Below are 16,597 nucleotides of genomic sequence, written 5' to 3'. Positions count from 1 at the left end.
GATTTAGTCACTTAGATTTAATAAGTTAACTTGGGTCAACCACGATATGTTCAAGTTCTATGGCGCACACCGCTTGCAAGGTATCCATAGACGCATTGACTAAGCTTATCTTGCCCTTTGATGACTCAATGAGCACAACGCGGTTGATATCACTGTATTCACGGTTATGGCGAATTAAATTAGATAGCGCCATTTGCATTGGCATCATAGATGGGTTGAATGCCGCATTTTCAGCATAACGTCCACAATAGGTTTTGCCGTCTTTGGTTTCTAGTACCACTGCAGCATAATTATTGGTATAAGGCGCATAGCTTAGGCCTGCTTGATCTATGGCTTCAATTATCATGGGATCATCAGAGTTTAAACTAAACTCAATGTTACTTTTTGATAATAAAGGTTTTGTCACCTGCAAATCAGCAGGGCCAAAGGCATAGGGTAAATAATGACTAAGTAACTGTGATTGCTGACCTGGCAAGTGAATTTTAATACCAATGCCGTCGACCAATTCATTGATAAACTGACGACAATGACCACAAGGGGTAAAGTTGACAACAATATCAATAATTTTTTGCTCGCCATTGAGCCATGCATGGCTTATCGCGCTTTGCTCGGCATGGACGGTATGAAATAGAGCTTCAGAAGCTAATTCAAAATTGGCTCCCATATAGATATCACCACTTTCACCCTTGGCGATTGCGCCGACATAAAATTCACTAATACTTGGCTTGGCGAGGGCGGCAGCAATTGGCAACAAGCTCAGTAGTAATTGCTCTTCATCTATTTGCGATGCTGTGACGAGCTGAGCTAATTGGCTTGCATCAATATGGCCACAAAAATCGTCATTAAGTAATGGTATTAATGCGCTTGCCAGTGGCTTGGGTAGTTGGGTGATGCTATCAATAAAGCGATTTTGCATGACCAATTCCTTTATAAAATGATTAATGACTAAAAGCTTGCGTTATAAGGCTTGTAAATACATGCACAGTGCTTTTAGTAATTTCTGCTTATGTTCATTGTCGCTGGTTTCTTCCAACAAGTTTTCGAGATTAATCACATAATCGGCATCTGATAAACGTTGTTGGCAAAACTCTCGCCATCTTAATGACTCATCGTGGCTTAATGTTTCAGGGTAATTACGGCCACGATAGCGAAATAGCATCTGCTCAATGCGGGGATCGTCAAATTCTAGATTAAGCGCGGCTAAGTTTTCGGCTTTGGTATTGCGGATCATTTCCATTTTGGCTTTATCGGCGCGGCTAAAAAAACCGCCGCTATAAAGCATTAAATCAGGATCTGTCGCTGCAGGGTGATTATTCGCCTCGAATACCGCCTGCATTTTTTCTCGTAGCTCAGGGTGCTGTTTGAACAGTTTGTATTGCTGACGGGCAAAGTCCATATCAAATTGGTGCCTTGCTGCCACTTCTTCAGTGAGTAACTTAGGCGTACCAATAAATGGACATTTATTGACGTGGATTTGCTTTAACGGGATCGGTAATTCATCTGGGGCTAAATCGGCACGTGAGGTATACATGCGCTCGACGATATCTTCTACCGATAAGTCGATCAGTGGGCTAATATCCATTGCCAAATTAATACAAATCATGGCGTTTTTATTGGATGGATGCGGCGCAACAGGCGCGATTAAAGTGACACATCCTTTAGCTGCACTGATTTTAGAACTCACATGTACCAAAGGCTGCATAAAGTCGCCTTGGATTAATTCGGCAACTTTATTTTTATTACGAAGGTTAAAGTAATAATCATATAACTTAGGTTGTTTCTCTTTGATGAGTTTTGCAATGGCAATGGTGGCGTAAACATCACTCATAGCATCATGAGCTTGTTCATGACTTAAGCCATTAGCTTGGGTTAACTGTTCTAATTTAAAGCTTGGCGAGCGATCTTCTTTTAATGGCCAGTTGATGCCTTCTGGTCTAAAGGCATAACAGGCTCTGACTAAATCAATGATATCCCAGCGAGTGTTGCCGTTTTGCCATTCACGGGCATAAGGGTCAATGAAATTACGGTAAAAACCATAACGGCTAACTTCATCATCAAATCTTAGTGAGTTGTAGCCAACGACACAGGTATTGGGCTGGCTGAAAATGGTATTAATGCGCCCCATAAACTCTGATTCAACCATGCCTTTTAAATTGGCTAATTGCGGCGTGATCCCTGTAACAAGTATTGCTTTTGGTTTAGGAAGATAATCAGTTGCTTGCTTGCAATAAAAGTTTTCAGGCTCACCAATGATGTTTAAATCATAATCAGTACGGATGCCTGCAAACTGAGAAGGGCGATCTTTTGCTGGGCTTACCCCGAAGGTTTCGTAATCGTGCCAGAAGAGAGTAGGTTGTAAAGCGCTTGCCATAATTAACTATTGTCCTATAACTCATGTTTTGCCATCTTAGCACTGTTAATTACGAATGTTTACCTGTGGTAACTTGTTTGGCTGGATTTTAACTCTAGCATCGAGCATTTTTGCTGGTTTAAGGTTCGTTTGAGCAAATTATTCAACCTTGTTGATGGTATGAAAACCGCTTTGTCATTAAAGCTGAATTATGTAAAAAGCACTTAATTTTATAGGCTTAAGTATTAATTGGTGACGCAAATCATTTTGCTGGTTACAATTTAAAAAAATCAGAGGTAAGTACATGTATAACCATTTATTAAGTCAGCCCGTTAAATATGAAGTGGATCAGCATCAGACTTTACATCTTAGCCTACCTGATGAAGTAAGTGATTTTGCGATATTACCGGCATTGAGCCAGCCTATTGCTGAGGTCATAGTAAAAGAGCTGAAGTTTAATAATGCGAATGTTCTGCAAGGTGCGACTATCATTTTAACTTGTCAGCCACTTTTTAAGGTGTCTGTTCAAGAGCAAGTCAATACGATTGTAGATAATGATCACAATCTCATTAGCCAGCTAAAACGTGGCGTAGGCCAAGGCTTTCGTTTGTATACTCGCTCAGGTGTCGCACCGAAAAAATCCGCGACCATGTTAAGGCAGGGAACCACATTAGTCTTTTCATTTGCTGAAGCTCTACAAATTAAGGTAAAAGGGCAGCTTGGTGATGCCATTAAACTTGAAGATGATTTTAGACTTAATCAAGAACCTAAAGCATTAATGCATGCAAGGGCGATATTAGCCCGCAGCTTTAACTATGAAGACGCGCCGGCAACCATTGCGATAAATATGAGTGAGATCGAACAAGTGCGAGCTGAAATAACCGCTTATTTGTCATCAGAGCATAATAAGGTTAACGCAGTGATTGCCGCTCAGCTGATAAAGTTAGATAATCTACTCAGTCATAAACACCGCTGGTTACTCAGAACTTATAGTCAATCGCAGCAGCGCACTAATTTTGCTACTGCAGCCAATGAGTTATCAAAAAATGTTGAAGATCTTCAGCGTAAACTTGAATGCTTTAGCTTGCTTGCTCCGGCGGATGTTAGCCAAATGGTTGATAAATTAACTGAAGAACATGAGTAGTTATTTGCTACAGCGGATCAATCGACACTATTTGTAAGTAACTGCATTGTAAGTAACTGCATTATAAGTAACCGAGACTATTTTTGAGTTTTCGGTGCTATTTATATTAGTTGTAGTCTTAACTAATCTCTAAATATAACTTAAATCACAAGCTAGAATTCAACTTAATCACCTTTTTCATTTCTATAGAGTTATGTCATGCAATATATTTGTCCAATCTGCCAAACAGAGTTATCACTGCACCAAAAATCATGGCATTGTCAAAATCGTCATCAATTTGATTGCGCTAAAGAGGGCTATGTGAACCTGCTTCCAGTGCAGAAGAAAAACTCCAAAGACCCCGGTGATAATAAAGACATGATGCTAGCGCGCCGAGAATTTCTGAACCAAGGCTATTATGAAAAGCTCAGTGAGAAAGTGAATCAGCTCGCGGTTAAGTATGCTGCTAATGCACAATGCGTGCTTGATATCGGTTGTGGTGAGGGGTATTACAGTAACAGGCTTCATAGCGCTTTAAATGAAAATAGCGCCTTAAATGCAAGCAATAATTCGCTTGATACCGCCCCAAAAGCCAATGTTGAACAAACATGTCACTTACAAGGGTTAGATATCTCAAAGTCTGCGATACGTTACGCCTCTAAACGTTATCCACAAATGGACTTTTGTGTTGCTAGCGCTTATGAGATGCCGTTTTCAGCGTCAGCGTTTGATTTGGCTATTCGTATTTATGCACCGTCAAAAGTAGAAGAGTTGCAACGGGTACTTAAAAAAGGGGCTATTTTAATTACCGTAGCACCTGGGCCAATGCACCATTTTGCAATGAAAAAAATTATTTACAGTGAGCCCAAACCCCATGATGAAGCCAAAGCGCAGATTGAGGGCTTTAGCTGCTTACATCAGGAGCGATTACAGTATCGGCTTGAGTTATCTAAAGTCGTTGATATTGAAAACTTTTTGAATATGACTCCCTATGCATGGAAATTAACAGCTGAGCAAAAGGCTGAAATTTCAAATCAAGGGCTTAGCTGCGAGTTAGACTTTAGTATCGAAATTCACATCCGTAATTGATTTGTCATATAGAACTGGTATTTTACTATTTGAATCTGATATTTAGTTGTGAATTTTGTTAGTCCGAGCACTGAATATTGTTGTTGTAGCATCTATATCAAATTATATAGCGATTTAGTTGACATACCCGCAAAAAGGTTCATAATCTATCGGGCTTGAAGGTTGGGCTTAGTTTATGTGTTTCAATACGACCAGTTTCGTCCTGTGAACATAAGTAAAACCGGCATTTTCAGCTCTACTGCCGTTAAGGCTTTAATTTATATATACAGGATTTATATCATGTCTCAAGTTACTGGTGTTGTTAAGTGGTTCAACTCTGATAAAGGTTTCGGATTTATCGAGCAAGAGTCTGGTCCAGACGTATTCGTTCACTTCCGTGCTATCAACTCAGACGGTTTCAAAACTCTTGACGAAGGTCAAAAAGTACAGTTCACTGTTACTCAAGGACAAAAAGGTCCTCAAGCTGAGAACGTTACTGTAGTTTAATTATTTCTAGCTTCGGCTAGTATAATTAATAAAGCTGTAGTCTTTGACTACAGTTTTTTTTTGCTTTTTTTAACTATCCTTTGTTTAAATACCTTTATTTCAATAACTTAGGTTGATAAGTTGTTTTAACCCTTGTTGTTGCAGTATGCTCTGCTAGTTTAGATGTTGATTTGGTGACTCTCTCTTTAGTTGCATTCCATCAGCTTAGAAGCATCAATCCACTCCATTTTTTGCCTCGCTTTTATCTGCATCTGAAATACTTTTACTATTTATTTACTGTGATTGCTATTTCGTTACTGCCGATTTCTTAGTGTTTTCCCAGTCTGTTTCTCACTCTATTTTCGTTATTTGAACCTTGGATTTTGGGCGTTATAGCCACCTATGGAAATCTACAATTTGCTGATTTGTCCTAGTCAGCCAGTTTCAGCTGTATGTTTTCTTATGTTGATTTGATTTAGCTAATTGCAAAATGTATACGCTTCTATCAGGTTTACTAAGCAGATAAAGTCATCGTTCAATGTTGTTTTTACAGTTAAAAAATCGACATTTTTATTTTGGGAGCAAGTGCAGATTAAGAGCGATTTGAAATTATTGAGGGTGCTAGGTGTGACGGGGGTCACGTTTTTGTTAATTGCTTTTAAAAATTAAAACCCAGCAATAATTGCTGGGTTTGTTAGATTTAATCAACTTAATGCTGCTTAATTTGAAAACAGTGTTTCTTCTAAGCTTCGTCCTTTCATCATTGCTTTATATTGCCATCCTTGCTCGGTAAATAATGTTAGTAATGACAACTCTAAGCTAAAGCTTACATCTATACGGTGCTCAATAATTATTTGCTCATCGTTGTTAATTTTCACATTGAGGATATTAGGCAGTAAACGCACCTTATCACTTAGTGCACTAATGTCTGCTTGCTGCATCGTCAAGGTTAAAAAGGCGGTTTCAGCATCAGCTTTCATTGACACCGATTGTTGTAGCTGACCGTTCTCTAAATAGACAACTTGATCGCACAGTTTTTCAAGCTCTTCTAAATTATGGGAGCTAATAACAAAAGTCGTTTCTACTGATAAGTCTTTTACTATTTGACGGATTTTTTTTGCGTTAACAGGATCAAGCCCTGCAGTGGGTTCATCAAGTAACACCAGTTTAGGCGAACCTATCAGCGCTTGAGCGATCGAAACTCGTTTACTCATTCCATGACTGAGGCTTTTAGGTAACATTTGCGCTGAGCTAGTTAAGTCAACTAATTCAAGCACTCTAAGTGCTTCTTGCTTAGCTTTCTTACCTGACATACCTTGTAATTTACCAAAAAAAGTAAGTTGCGACACTATACTAAAGTTGGGGTCTAACGCAGCGTCTTGTGGTAAAGCTGAGACAATATTTTGTAATTTAGCACTGCCTGGCTTTTCCCCAAAAATGCTTATTTCACCATTACTGGGATGAATAAAACCACAAAGTAAGCTAAAAAGGGTAGTTTTGCCGGCGCCATTAGGGCCTACAAGCGCGATAGGCGCACCAGCATCAAGTGACAGATTGATATTAGATAGCGCCACTTTATTGCCATATTGCTTAGAAATATTAGTACAGGTAATTAACTTCATAGTGCACTCCTTTGCATGTAAATTCGGCCAAGTGCAAGGATAACTATGGCTTGAATGATTGGGATCGGGGCGTAAATAAGCGAGCCAAGACCCTGAGTATTAATCATTAAAGATAACTGTGAACCCGGCAATACCCAGCTAATGAACGAAACTGCAGGTAGCTGACTATTAATAATGGCTATGACGATACCGCTGAGTGCCCAAAGGATTACCGCATAAATGCTGGCCATTCTGGCAGAGTTGGCGTACCAAGATAACACTGCCATCACTGCGGTATAGGGTAAAAGGACGATAGTGATACTCAAGAATACCGCAAAGCCGCTAATTACTGCATCGCCAAGTAAACTGGCATCACGACTTATTACCATCACAAGAGTGGCGATAATGGTCAGTAGTAATAGGCTTGATTGAATAAGCATTTGCCCTAAAAAACGGCCAAAGAAAATACTGTCTCTACTGACTCTGAGGCTTAAAAATCGGAATGATCCTCTTTGTTTATCAGAACTAAATTGATCTGCAGTAATGAAAATACTGAAAAAAGGAAACAGATATAAAGCAATACACCAAAACACTGCAAATTCAGCCACAGACCAATTAAATAATTGATCTAAGGTGCCAGGGCCGTATAGACCTTGGACCAAGTCTTTGGTTGCGGGTTCTAGTAGGTAGCTAGAGGCACTATTAACTGGGTATAAAAGGATAATCGCCCAGATCAAGGAAAAGGCGATTAATGCTGCAATGCCTTTGGTATTGGTAAAACGTTTACTGACCTCATAGGAGGCAATGAGCCATAATTGGCGTATTGCTGAAGGTCTTTGAGTTGAATCCATTTAGTATCAATCCTTGCAAATACAATAATATTTTAGTCATCATACTTTATCGCTACTATTTATCAGATTAATTTTTGTTAAATTACCGGCAAGCTGTGCTCAACAGTGTTGTTTGCTGAGCACGCAGTATAAAAAGTGGCTTGAGTGTAGATGCTTATTTATTAACAGTGTTAGTTTAATAATTGCTCGAGTTCTTGAAGGCGCTGAGTTAACTCACTGACTTGGGTTTCAAGTTGCTCCACTCTAGCGGCTAAGGCTTGTTTATCTGCTGCTGATGATGATGGCGTTCTTGCAACACTGGCATCGAATGATGTTGTGCCTTGTTCAAGGTATTGCTTATCAGAAAATAATTGTGCGTAACGATTATCACGACGGCCAGCTTCGCGGGGCAATTGGACGATTAACGGCTCTTCACGGCTGGCTAGCGCTTGTAATGTGGATTCGACTTGCTGAGGCGTTTCAAAAGCATGTAGTCGATTACAGCGGGTTTTGAGCTCACCGGGCGTTTGTGGCCCACGTAGCAGCATCACAATTATCACTGCAAGTTGATCACTACTAAGCTGTAAGTCACTGAACTCGGTATTACAAAAACGATGCTTGTATTTTACCACTCGACTGCCAAAACCTGACTGCTCACTGATAAGTCGCTTCTTGGCTAAATCATCAATAATGGTTTGTACTTCAGTCTCGCTTAATGCCATGACGGGTTCACGACTACTTTTTTGGTTACAGGCAAGGGTAATTGAATTGATTGAAAGCGGGTATTGCTCAGGGGTAGTAATTTCTTTTTCTAATAAACAGCCAATAATGCGGGCTTCCAGATTGCTAAGTTCCATAAATTACTCCAAATAAAAAAGCATGGTTTGTTATAACAGAACCATGCTTTTTATCAAATAATTTGGCTATTTAGGCTGCTATTTAAGTAATCTAATGCCGTCAGCTTCAATGCTAATTTGTTTCGCTTTGAATAAACCGCCAATGCTGCGTTTGAAGGCTTTTTTGCTCATGGCGAGTTGCTCGTAAATAATCGCAGAATCAGTTTTGTCATTTAATGGTAAAAAACCACCTGCGCGGTGCAGTTTATTAATAATGGTTTCAGCATTTTTATCAAAGCTTTGTTGGCTGCCTTTTTGTAAAATTAAATCCACTTTGCCATCTTCACGAACTAGCTTGATATAGCCTTTGATTGATTGACCAAAGCTTAGGCGTTGGAATACTTCATTTTGATAAAGCACGCCCCAATGGGCATTATTAATAATGGCTTTGAAACCTAAATCAGTGGTGCCACCAATGATTAAGTCAACTTCTTCACCCACTTGATATTCAGCAGGTGTCTTGTCTAAAAACTTATCGACTTTTGCTGATGCCATAATGCGTTCATCGGCTCTATTGGCATGAACATAAACTAGGTATGACTTACCTTCTTCAATGTGTCGATGCTGCTCACCAAAAGGCAGTAATAAATCTTTATCTAAGCCCCAATCTAAAAATGCGCCAAAAGGACCAGTAGCAATGGCCTCTAAATAAGCAAATTCACCCACTTGTGCATAAGGTGTTTGGGTGGTCGCAATAACAATATCTTCAGAATCGAGATAAAGAAAAACATCTACCATATCGCCGACTTGACAGCCTTTAGGGGCAAATTTATTGGGTAACAGCACTTGCCCAAGTTCTTCAGCATTTAGGTAAACGCCAAAATTAACTTGTTTAACGACCTCTAGGGAGTATTTCTTTCCGATCTGTATCATTCGCGACTCTGGTTAACTTAGGTTATGAAAAAACAGTTTGATTATATACGCAATCAGCTTGCTTGTAACTTGGGTTTCTAAACAAACTCATTGAAGTTAATTTTAGGTGATGACGATCATCTATACTGTCAGATAACATGCTATTGCTATTGGTTAGTAAGTTTTTGTTATTTAACAAAAAAAACATCATCAATTTGCAGTGGCTAAATATTAAGATATTTTTATATTAAAATGGATTTTTCTTGCTTGCATTTAACCGGTTAGCAGGGTTTAATTGCGCCGCTTTTTTATTTGCACTTTTCAAGTTTCTGTTGTGTCATAACCGTGAGACTGTTTGCTATGTTTATGGCTAGCGCACAGCAGGTATTGAGGCTTGATTGTTTGCTATTAACTGAGTCGTTCATGACCACATCGTTTTGGTCGCTTTGTATGACTCTTTTTGCTCACTTATTTCTACGTGGTGTTATTACAAAAATAACCACGTTGGACTTTTATAACATGATAAACAAATCAGATATTTATTACGAAACATTGCACGCTGGCTATGGTCAGTATTTTGAGGTTGAGCAGGTTTTGTTTGAACAAAAAACACAGCAGTGGCATTTAAGTATTTTTGAAAATAAAACATTTGGCCGTGTTATGGCGTTAAATGGTGCGATTCAAACCACTGAAAAAGATGAATTTGTTTATCATGAAATGATGACTCATGTACCTATTATTGCCCATGGTAAAGCCAAACGAGTACTCATTATTGGTGGCGGCGATGGCGGTATGCTAAGGCAAGTGCTTAAACATAGCGCGATTGAGCAGGTTACTATGGTTGAGATCGATGCTAATGTGGTTGAGATGTGTAAAACCTATTTCCCGCAGCATTCTCAAGGTGCGTTTGAAGACCCAAGAGTAAACTTGGTCATTGATGATGGCATGCATTTTATTGCCCAGTGCCAAGACAAGTTTGATGTGATTATCTCTGATTGCACTGATCCGGTGGGGCCTGGTGAAGTACTGTTTAGTTCACCATTTTATGAAAATTGTAAACGCTGCTTAACTGAGCAGGGGATTTTTGTGGCCCAAAACGGTGTGGCTTTTTTACAGCCTGAAGAAATACAAGATACGGTTCGTAGAATGAGCCCTTATGTAAAAGACTGCTGGTTTTACACTGCAGCAGTACCGACTTATATTGGTGGCACCATGGCATTTGCGTGGGCTACCGATAATGTGTGTGCCAGACAGCAAGATTTAGCAACATTAACCCAACGGTTCGAGACGGCAAACATTAATACTCGTTATTATACGCCTGCTCTTCATATGGCAAGTTTTGCATTGCCAGCTTTTGTAGAAAATGCAGTCAAAAGTGCGCAAGTAACCACTGCATAATTTGCTTGATATAGACGGAATAAAAAATATGAAAGATTGGTCTATCGAAAATGCACGTGCAAGCTATAACGTGACTCATTGGAGCCAGCAGTATTTTGGTATTGCAGATGATGGCGAAGTGACTGTTACTCCAGATCCATCCAAACAAAACTGTACCATTGGCTTAAATGAACTCGCCAAAGATATGGTTAAAGCTGGGGTGTCGTTACCTGTATTAGTGCGTTTTCCGCAAATTTTGCATCGCCGAGTTGAAAATTTATGTGATGCGTTTAATGCCGCTATACAAAAATACGAGTATCAGAATGACTATTTATTAGTTTATCCGATCAAAGTGAATCAACAGCAAACCGTAGTTGAAGAAATTCTTGCCAGTCAAAAGTCTAAAGAAGTGCCACAACTTGGCCTTGAAGCAGGTAGTAAACCTGAATTAATGGCGGTACTGGCGATGGCGCAAAAAGCCAGCTCAGTTATTGTTTGTAACGGCTATAAAGATAAAGAGTATGTTCGCTTAGCCTTAATTGGTGAAAAGCTAGGTCATAAAGTTTATATCGTCATTGAGAAGTATTCAGAGCTTAAACTAATTCTCGAAGAGTCAGCAAAACTTGGAGTGACACCACGTTTAGGTTTACGTACCCGTTTAGCTTTCCAAGGTAAAGGCAAGTGGCAAGCCAGTGGCGGCGAAAAATCCAAATTTGGTTTATCTGCAGCTCAAGTACTAAAAGTGCTCAATGAGTTAAAGCGCGTCGATAAGATGGAATCATTGCAACTTATCCATTTCCACTTAGGTTCGCAAATTGCCAATATTCGCGATATTCGCCAAGGTGTGAGTGAAGCCGCACGTTTTTATTGTGAATTACGTGAAATGGGCGCCTTGATTGATACTTTCGATGTCGGTGGTGGTTTAGCCGTAGATTATGATGGTACCCGAAGCCAAAGTAATAACTCGATGAATTACGGCTTAGCTGAGTACGCTAACAATATCGTTAATGTGTTAACCGATATTTGTAATGAATACGACCAACCTATGCCACGAATTATTTCAGAATCAGGTCGCCATTTAACCGCGCATCATGCCGTGTTAATTACTGATGTGATTGGCACCGAGTCATACTATCCTGAAGAGATCCATCCGCCTGAAGAGAGTGCGCCGCAATTACTGCACAACATGTGGATGTCATGGACGGATATGAGTGAGCGCCCAGATAGCCGCGCCATTATCGAAATTTATCATGATACGCAAAGTGATATTGCTGAAGCGCATTCATTATTCTCAATGGGTCAATTGACCTTAATGCAGCGCGCTTGGGCTGAGCAAACCAATTTACGTGTTTGTCATGCACTTAAAAGCTTATTAAGTAATAATAACCGTTTCCATCGCCCTATTATTGATGAGTTGAATGAAAAATTAGCAGATAAGTTCTTTGTTAACTTTTCATTATTTCAATCAATTCCAGATGCTTGGGGGATTGATCAGGTGTTCCCAATATTGCCGTTAAGCGGTTTAGATAAGCCACCTGAAAGACGCGCGGTCATGCTTGATATTACCTGTGATTCAGACGGTATTGTTGATCAATATGTTGATGGCCAAGGCATTGAAACGACGTTACCTGTGCCTGCATGGTCAGCTGAAAGTCCATATTTGATTGGCTTTTTCATGGTCGGTGCTTATCAAGAAATTTTAGGTGATATGCATAACTTATTTGGTGATACCAATTCTGCGGTTGTGCGTGTAGAAGACAATGGCTTACCTAATATTGAGTCTGTGTTGGCTGGCGATACCGTTGCTGATGTGCTGCGTTATGTCAATCTTGATGCAGTTGCATTTATGCGTACCTATGAAGAGCTTGTGAATCAGCATATTGCTGAAGATGAAAGAACATCAATTTTGGAAGAGTTACAGTTAGGTCTAAAAGGTTATACCTATTTAGAAGATTTCTCGTAAAAGTGTTTTTGCGGCGCGGATAATGCGCGCCGCTGTTTTAGGTTTAATTTATGTTTTTTGAAGGTTCAGAAAAGAAAATTGAAGTCATCATTGCTGACTCCAATGTTAGATTACGGCATTTGGGCCAGCCTTTTTGGGCTGGTATCGTTGCTTGTGCCAATGCTGAAATTTTATCTTCAGTGAGTAATGATTATTGCGACGCCTACTTGCTTAGCGAGTCGAGCTTATTTGTTTGGGATGATCGCTTTGTGATGCTAACGTGCGGCACGACAACCCTTGCTGATGCGGTTATGTCATTTATCGACCACGTTGGGGAGCAAGCAATTGCTTTTGCCAGTTACCAGCGTAAAAACGAGTATTTGTCGCATTTACAATCAAGTTCATTTAAAGAAGATTTGACTAAAATTCGTCAAACAGTAACCGGAAATGCCTATCGCATTGGTCACTTAGACTCGCATCATCATTATTTGTTCAGTACTAAAAAGCCATTTATTGCGCCAACAACTGACGTCACTAATGAACTATTGATGTATCACATTAATGGCGCTGCAGCGAATTATTTACGTGGCGTAGATCAGTCTGCACAGGGTATTCGTGACTTGCTTGAATTGTCGGTGCTATTTCCTGATTTTATTATTGATGACTTTTTATTTGAGCCTTTTGGTTATTCCATCAATGGCATCAAAGATGAGTCCTATTTCACCATTCATATCACCCCGCAAGAAAAAAGCTCCTATGTGAGCTTTGAAACGAATCTCAATCTTGCAGATTATCCTGTTGATGTTTATGGCAAGTTATTGGGCATTCTCAACCCTGGTAGCTGGGATGTGATTGGCTTTAACTCCCCGAGAAATACTCAGGGGTTCCCTGAACATCTATGTTTAGGAAGTTGCTCATTAGCTACTGAGCAAGGCTATACCATTGATTTCAGTCATTATCAGCAGCTTTGTCATGAAGTGTTGATCCCAGAATATTTGTAGTTATTGGCTTAAGCCATTACGGAGATTTTTATGAGCACTTTTGCTGAAAAAGCAGATTACTCTTTGTATTCAAATGCATTTGGCTACTTACGTCAGCCATTAGATTTTAAACCCACTGAAACCGATGCCGATGTGGTGGTTATTGGTTTGCCTTTCGATATGGCCACCACGGGTCGCTCTGGTGGCCGCATGGGCCCTGAAGCCATTCGCCGTGCATCAGTCAACCTTGCGTGGGAAGAAACTCGTTGGCCATGGGATTTCAGCTTAAGCGAAACCATCAATATTGTTGATGCTGGCGACTTAGTGTTTGATTGTGGCGATCAAGAAGATTTCACCAGCCGTTTAGAAGCGTTTGCCACCCGTATTCTTGATGCAGATAAAGCACTACTCAGTTTTGGTGGCGATCACTTTGTGACTTTACCACTGCTGCGTGCTCATCATAAAAAGTACGGCAAAATGGCTTTGCTGCATTTTGATGCACATACCGATACATATAGCCAAGGCAGTAAATACGACCATGGCACTATGTTTTATCATGCGCCTAATGAAGGTTTAATTGCGCCTGAAAATTCAATTCAGATTGGTATTCGTACTGAATTTAATGCCGCCGATCATCTATTTAAAGTGATTGATGCTGCACAGGCCAATGATTTAACTGCTGAACAAATTGTCGAACAAATTAAAGCGAGAGTGGGCGATATGCCGCTTTATGTGACCTTTGATATTGATTGTTTAGATCCTGCTTACGCGCCAGGTACTGGTACGCCAGTTTGTGGTGGCTTAACCAGTGATAAAGCGATGAAGATCATCCGCGGCTTACGTGGCATGAACATAGTTGGTATGGACGTAGTTGAAGTAGCACCAGCCTATGATTCTGCTGATATTACCGCTTTAGCTGGGGCAACCTTAGGGCTGGAAATGCTCCACGTTTGGGCTGCAGGCAAAGGTTTAGTAAAAAAATAGTCGCAAATTAGTCTTAAATTAACGACTAAACACTTAAAATGCTCCTTTATAAAACCAACGTTCATCGTTGGTTTTTTTTATCGGAAATGAATTGTTTTTCAATGCTGATAATATTTGTCAATATTGTCATGATCATATATCAGTGTTCGTGAGTATAATGGCAACATATACAAAGACAGTTGCATCTAACGAGGTTTAGCAAAGATATGAATGATTTAACAGATATCCGCCGTGAATATACTCAAGGTGGTTTAAGGCGCAATGATCTCCCTGCTAATCCAATGACGTTATTTGAAACTTGGATTGAGCAAGCCAAAGACGCGCAATTAACCGATCCAACCGCTATGTGCGTAGCCACTGTTGATGAGCATGGGCAACCTTTCCAACGAATTGTGCTATTAAAAAAGTTTGATGATGATGGCTTTGTTTTCTTCACCAATCTAGAAAGCCGTAAAGCCACTCAATTGGCTCACAATGCCAAAATCAGTTTGTTGTTCCCATGGCATCCATTAGAGCGCCAAGTCGCCGTCACTGGCGTGGCAGAGCCGTTATCCATGCTTGAAGTGACTAAGTACTTTATGAGCCGCCCTAAAGACAGTCAAATAGCTGCATGGGTGTCAAAACAGTCCAGTAAAATTAGCGCAAGACAAGCCCTTGAAGGTAAATTTAATGAGATGAAGAATAAATTTGCCAAAGGTGAAGTGCCGTTGCCAAAGTTTTGGGGCGGTTACCGCGTAAAAGCTGACAGTATTGAGTTTTGGCAAGGTGGCGAGCGCCGCTTGCATGACCGTTTTATTTATCAAAAACAAGATAGCGATTGGCTTATCGATAGACTTGCGCCTTGATAAACGGCTTAAATTGCGTGAAAGTTTGATGTGTACTGATAAAAATTGACGAGAAAATGAATGAGTAAAACAATTTGGGTTGATGCCGACGCCTGTCCTAATCCGGTTAAAGAAATGCTATTTCGCGCCGCCGACCGCAAAAAAGTGCCATTAATATTAGTGGCCAATCAACTGATCCGCGTGCCAGCATCGGCTAATATTTCTGTGGTCAGAGTCAGCTCAGGTTTTGATGAAGCTGATAATTACATTGTTAAGCAATTAAATAGTGGTGATTTAGTTATTACCGGTGATATTCCGTTAGCGGCAGATGCCATTGAAAAAGGCGCCGTGGTGTTTAATCCCCGCGGTGATATCTATACCGTTGATAACATAAAACAACGTTTGACCATGAGAGATTTTATGGAAGAGCTAAGAAGCAGCGGCGTGCATACTGCAGGGCCCAATAGTTTTTCACAAGCCGATAAACACGCTTTTGGGCAAGCATTAGATAAATGGTTGAGTCGCTTGTAAAAATTTCTTGAGTCGTTGTATAGAGCAAGGTTTCACCCTTACCGGAATCATGGTGATAATAATAGCGTTCCAGCCAGTTAAGAAAATTTAATCTATAATTTAACTGTTTTTATTCACAAAAAGGATTAATGATGAAAAAATGGATCGCAGTATTACCATTAGTATTACTCAGCACCTCAGTGTTGGCCGCAGATTGGCAAGTGAAACAAGCGCATTCAAAAGTGAGCTTCATTTCAATTAAACAAGCCGATGTTGCTGAAGTACATGATTTTAAACAAGTCAGTGGTAATTTGACCTCAGCAGGGGCCTTTAACTTAACGATTGATTTGGTCAGTGTTGATACCGGTATTGAAATACGTGATGAACGCATGCAGGCCATGTTATTTGAAGTGGCTAAATATCCGCAACTACAGTTAAGTTCGATGGTTAATCCACAACTCGTGGCTGATTTGAGTGTTGGCTCAACGTTAGTGACCCAAATTGATGGCACAATTGAGTTACATGGTAAAACCAAGAAACAATCATTTGATGTGTTGATCGCTAAATTATCAGACACAAAAATGGTAGTGACCAGTATGTCTCCTGTCATTGTGCAAGCGGCAGATTTTGGTTTAACTGACGGGGTGAATAAGTTGCGCGAAATCGCTGGCCTTGGCAGTATAAGCTTAGCGGTACCCGTGTCGTTTGTATTAACGTTATCGCAATAAAACGAATTGTGGCTTTTGTGTGAATCACATACAAAAGCCACCTCAT

General features: G+C 40.1%; 16 protein-coding genes. 10 read left to right on the top strand and 6 right to left on the bottom strand.

Features of this window, described 5'->3' with window-relative positions:
- Positions 1 to 25 precede the first annotated feature (25 nt).
- Both cdd and sbcB read right to left on the bottom strand, forming a co-directional pair.
- A complete protein-coding gene (gene cdd, locus AB4140_RS10725) occupies positions 26 to 916 on the bottom strand; it encodes a cytidine deaminase (RefSeq protein WP_102531167.1) in 891 nt (296 codons plus the stop codon).
- Positions 917 to 958: 42 nt separating this feature from the next.
- The gene (gene sbcB / locus AB4140_RS10720) at positions 959 to 2,371 is read right to left on the bottom strand and encodes an exodeoxyribonuclease I (RefSeq protein ID WP_372000892.1); all 1,413 of its coding nucleotides are present in this window, start codon (positions 2,369 to 2,371) and stop codon (positions 959 to 961) included.
- A 283-nt stretch (positions 2,372 to 2,654) separates the two neighbouring features.
- Between sbcB and AB4140_RS10715 the strand changes: the two genes are divergently transcribed.
- The 3 genes from AB4140_RS10715 to AB4140_RS10705 all read left to right on the top strand — a co-directional run bounded on the left by AB4140_RS10715 (position 2,655) and on the right by AB4140_RS10705 (position 5,048).
- A complete protein-coding gene (locus AB4140_RS10715; RefSeq protein ID WP_102438273.1) occupies positions 2,655 to 3,494 on the top strand; it encodes a hypothetical protein in 840 nt (279 codons plus the stop codon).
- 198 nt (positions 3,495 to 3,692) lie between these two features.
- Positions 3,693 to 4,562, top strand: a complete 870-nt coding sequence (rlmA, locus tag AB4140_RS10710) for a 23S rRNA (guanine(745)-N(1))-methyltransferase (RefSeq protein WP_102519661.1) — start codon at positions 3,693 to 3,695, stop codon at positions 4,560 to 4,562.
- Positions 4,563 to 4,841: 279 nt separating this feature from the next.
- Positions 4,842 to 5,048 carry a cold-shock protein gene (locus AB4140_RS10705; protein ID WP_012155714.1) on the top strand — a complete coding sequence of 69 codons (207 nt, stop codon included), beginning with the start codon at positions 4,842 to 4,844 and terminating at the stop codon, positions 5,046 to 5,048.
- A gap of 698 nt (positions 5,049 to 5,746) precedes the next feature.
- Here the strand turns inward: AB4140_RS10705 and AB4140_RS10700 are convergent.
- The 4 genes from AB4140_RS10700 to AB4140_RS10685 form a co-directional block, all read right to left on the bottom strand.
- Positions 5,747 to 6,649 (bottom strand): ABC transporter ATP-binding protein, encoded by a 903-nt coding sequence (locus AB4140_RS10700; RefSeq protein ID WP_102438269.1) that lies wholly within the window; start codon positions 6,647 to 6,649, stop codon positions 5,747 to 5,749.
- Complete coding sequence (locus AB4140_RS10695) at positions 6,646 to 7,479, bottom strand: ABC transporter permease subunit (RefSeq protein ID WP_102476226.1); 834 nt, start codon at positions 7,477 to 7,479, stop codon at positions 6,646 to 6,648. The genes AB4140_RS10700 and AB4140_RS10695 overlap by 4 nt, the downstream gene beginning before the upstream one ends.
- 170 nt (positions 7,480 to 7,649) lie before the next feature.
- Positions 7,650 to 8,315 (bottom strand): YceH family protein, encoded by a 666-nt coding sequence (locus AB4140_RS10690; protein ID WP_372000889.1) that lies wholly within the window; start codon positions 8,313 to 8,315, stop codon positions 7,650 to 7,652.
- Between the two features lie 78 nt (positions 8,316 to 8,393).
- Positions 8,394 to 9,227 (bottom strand): S1 RNA-binding domain-containing protein, encoded by an 834-nt coding sequence (locus AB4140_RS10685; RefSeq protein ID WP_372000887.1) that lies wholly within the window; start codon positions 9,225 to 9,227, stop codon positions 8,394 to 8,396.
- Between the two features lie 498 nt (positions 9,228 to 9,725).
- On the opposite strand from AB4140_RS10685, the gene speE reads away from it, so the two are divergent.
- From speE to AB4140_RS10650, 7 genes are all read left to right on the top strand, one after another.
- Positions 9,726 to 10,604 carry a polyamine aminopropyltransferase gene (speE, locus tag AB4140_RS10680; protein WP_198589280.1) on the top strand — a complete coding sequence of 293 codons (879 nt, stop codon included), beginning with the start codon at positions 9,726 to 9,728 and terminating at the stop codon, positions 10,602 to 10,604.
- 28 nt (positions 10,605 to 10,632) lie between these two features.
- Positions 10,633 to 12,546, top strand: a complete 1,914-nt coding sequence (speA, locus tag AB4140_RS10675; RefSeq protein ID WP_102519664.1) for a biosynthetic arginine decarboxylase — start codon at positions 10,633 to 10,635, stop codon at positions 12,544 to 12,546.
- 50 nt (positions 12,547 to 12,596) lie between these two features.
- A complete protein-coding gene (locus tag AB4140_RS10670; RefSeq protein ID WP_102438261.1) occupies positions 12,597 to 13,526 on the top strand; it encodes an adenosylmethionine decarboxylase in 930 nt (309 codons plus the stop codon).
- 30 nt (positions 13,527 to 13,556) lie between these two features.
- Positions 13,557 to 14,489 (top strand): agmatinase, encoded by a 933-nt coding sequence (gene speB / locus AB4140_RS10665; protein ID WP_102519666.1) that lies wholly within the window; start codon positions 13,557 to 13,559, stop codon positions 14,487 to 14,489.
- 206 nt (positions 14,490 to 14,695) lie between these two features.
- Entirely contained in the window at positions 14,696 to 15,334 is a 639-nt protein-coding gene (pdxH, locus tag AB4140_RS10660; protein WP_102438257.1) for a pyridoxamine 5'-phosphate oxidase, read from the top strand.
- A gap of 60 nt (positions 15,335 to 15,394) precedes the next feature.
- Positions 15,395 to 15,844, top strand: a complete 450-nt coding sequence (locus tag AB4140_RS10655) for a YaiI/YqxD family protein (RefSeq protein ID WP_102438255.1) — start codon at positions 15,395 to 15,397, stop codon at positions 15,842 to 15,844.
- A 131-nt stretch (positions 15,845 to 15,975) separates the two neighbouring features.
- A complete protein-coding gene (locus tag AB4140_RS10650; protein WP_076537515.1) occupies positions 15,976 to 16,551 on the top strand; it encodes a YceI family protein in 576 nt (191 codons plus the stop codon).
- Positions 16,552 to 16,597: the final 46 nt, after the last annotated feature.

The sequence above is a fragment of the Shewanella sp. 10N.286.51.B2 genome (assembly GCF_041469265.1).
Classification (GTDB): Bacteria; Pseudomonadota; Gammaproteobacteria; order Enterobacterales; family Shewanellaceae; genus Shewanella.
This window is presented reverse-complemented; position numbering and strand designations above follow the sequence as displayed.

Excerpts from the sequence above, each read along its gene's own strand:
- cdd (WP_102531167.1), bottom strand. The coding sequence starts at position 916 with ATGCAAAATCGCTTTATTGATAGCATCACCCAACTACCCAAGCCACTG.
- sbcB (WP_372000892.1), bottom strand. The coding sequence starts at position 2,371 with ATGGCAAGCGCTTTACAACCTACTCTCTTCTGGCACGATTACGAAACC.
- AB4140_RS10715 (WP_102438273.1), top strand. The coding sequence starts at position 2,655 with ATGTATAACCATTTATTAAGTCAGCCCGTTAAATATGAAGTGGATCAG.
- rlmA (WP_102519661.1), top strand. The coding sequence starts at position 3,693 with ATGCAATATATTTGTCCAATCTGCCAAACAGAGTTATCACTGCACCAA.
- AB4140_RS10705 (WP_012155714.1), top strand. The coding sequence starts at position 4,842 with ATGTCTCAAGTTACTGGTGTTGTTAAGTGGTTCAACTCTGATAAAGGT.
- AB4140_RS10700 (WP_102438269.1), bottom strand. The coding sequence starts at position 6,649 with ATGAAGTTAATTACCTGTACTAATATTTCTAAGCAATATGGCAATAAA.
- AB4140_RS10695 (WP_102476226.1), bottom strand. The coding sequence starts at position 7,479 with ATGGATTCAACTCAAAGACCTTCAGCAATACGCCAATTATGGCTCATT.
- AB4140_RS10690 (WP_372000889.1), bottom strand. The coding sequence starts at position 8,315 with ATGGAACTTAGCAATCTGGAAGCCCGCATTATTGGCTGTTTATTAGAA.
- AB4140_RS10685 (WP_372000887.1), bottom strand. The coding sequence starts at position 9,227 with ATGATACAGATCGGAAAGAAATACTCCCTAGAGGTCGTTAAACAAGTT.
- speE (WP_198589280.1), top strand. The coding sequence starts at position 9,726 with ATGATAAACAAATCAGATATTTATTACGAAACATTGCACGCTGGCTAT.
- speA (WP_102519664.1), top strand. The coding sequence starts at position 10,633 with ATGAAAGATTGGTCTATCGAAAATGCACGTGCAAGCTATAACGTGACT.
- AB4140_RS10670 (WP_102438261.1), top strand. The coding sequence starts at position 12,597 with ATGTTTTTTGAAGGTTCAGAAAAGAAAATTGAAGTCATCATTGCTGAC.
- speB (WP_102519666.1), top strand. The coding sequence starts at position 13,557 with ATGAGCACTTTTGCTGAAAAAGCAGATTACTCTTTGTATTCAAATGCA.
- pdxH (WP_102438257.1), top strand. The coding sequence starts at position 14,696 with ATGAATGATTTAACAGATATCCGCCGTGAATATACTCAAGGTGGTTTA.
- AB4140_RS10655 (WP_102438255.1), top strand. The coding sequence starts at position 15,395 with ATGAGTAAAACAATTTGGGTTGATGCCGACGCCTGTCCTAATCCGGTT.
- AB4140_RS10650 (WP_076537515.1), top strand. The coding sequence starts at position 15,976 with ATGAAAAAATGGATCGCAGTATTACCATTAGTATTACTCAGCACCTCA.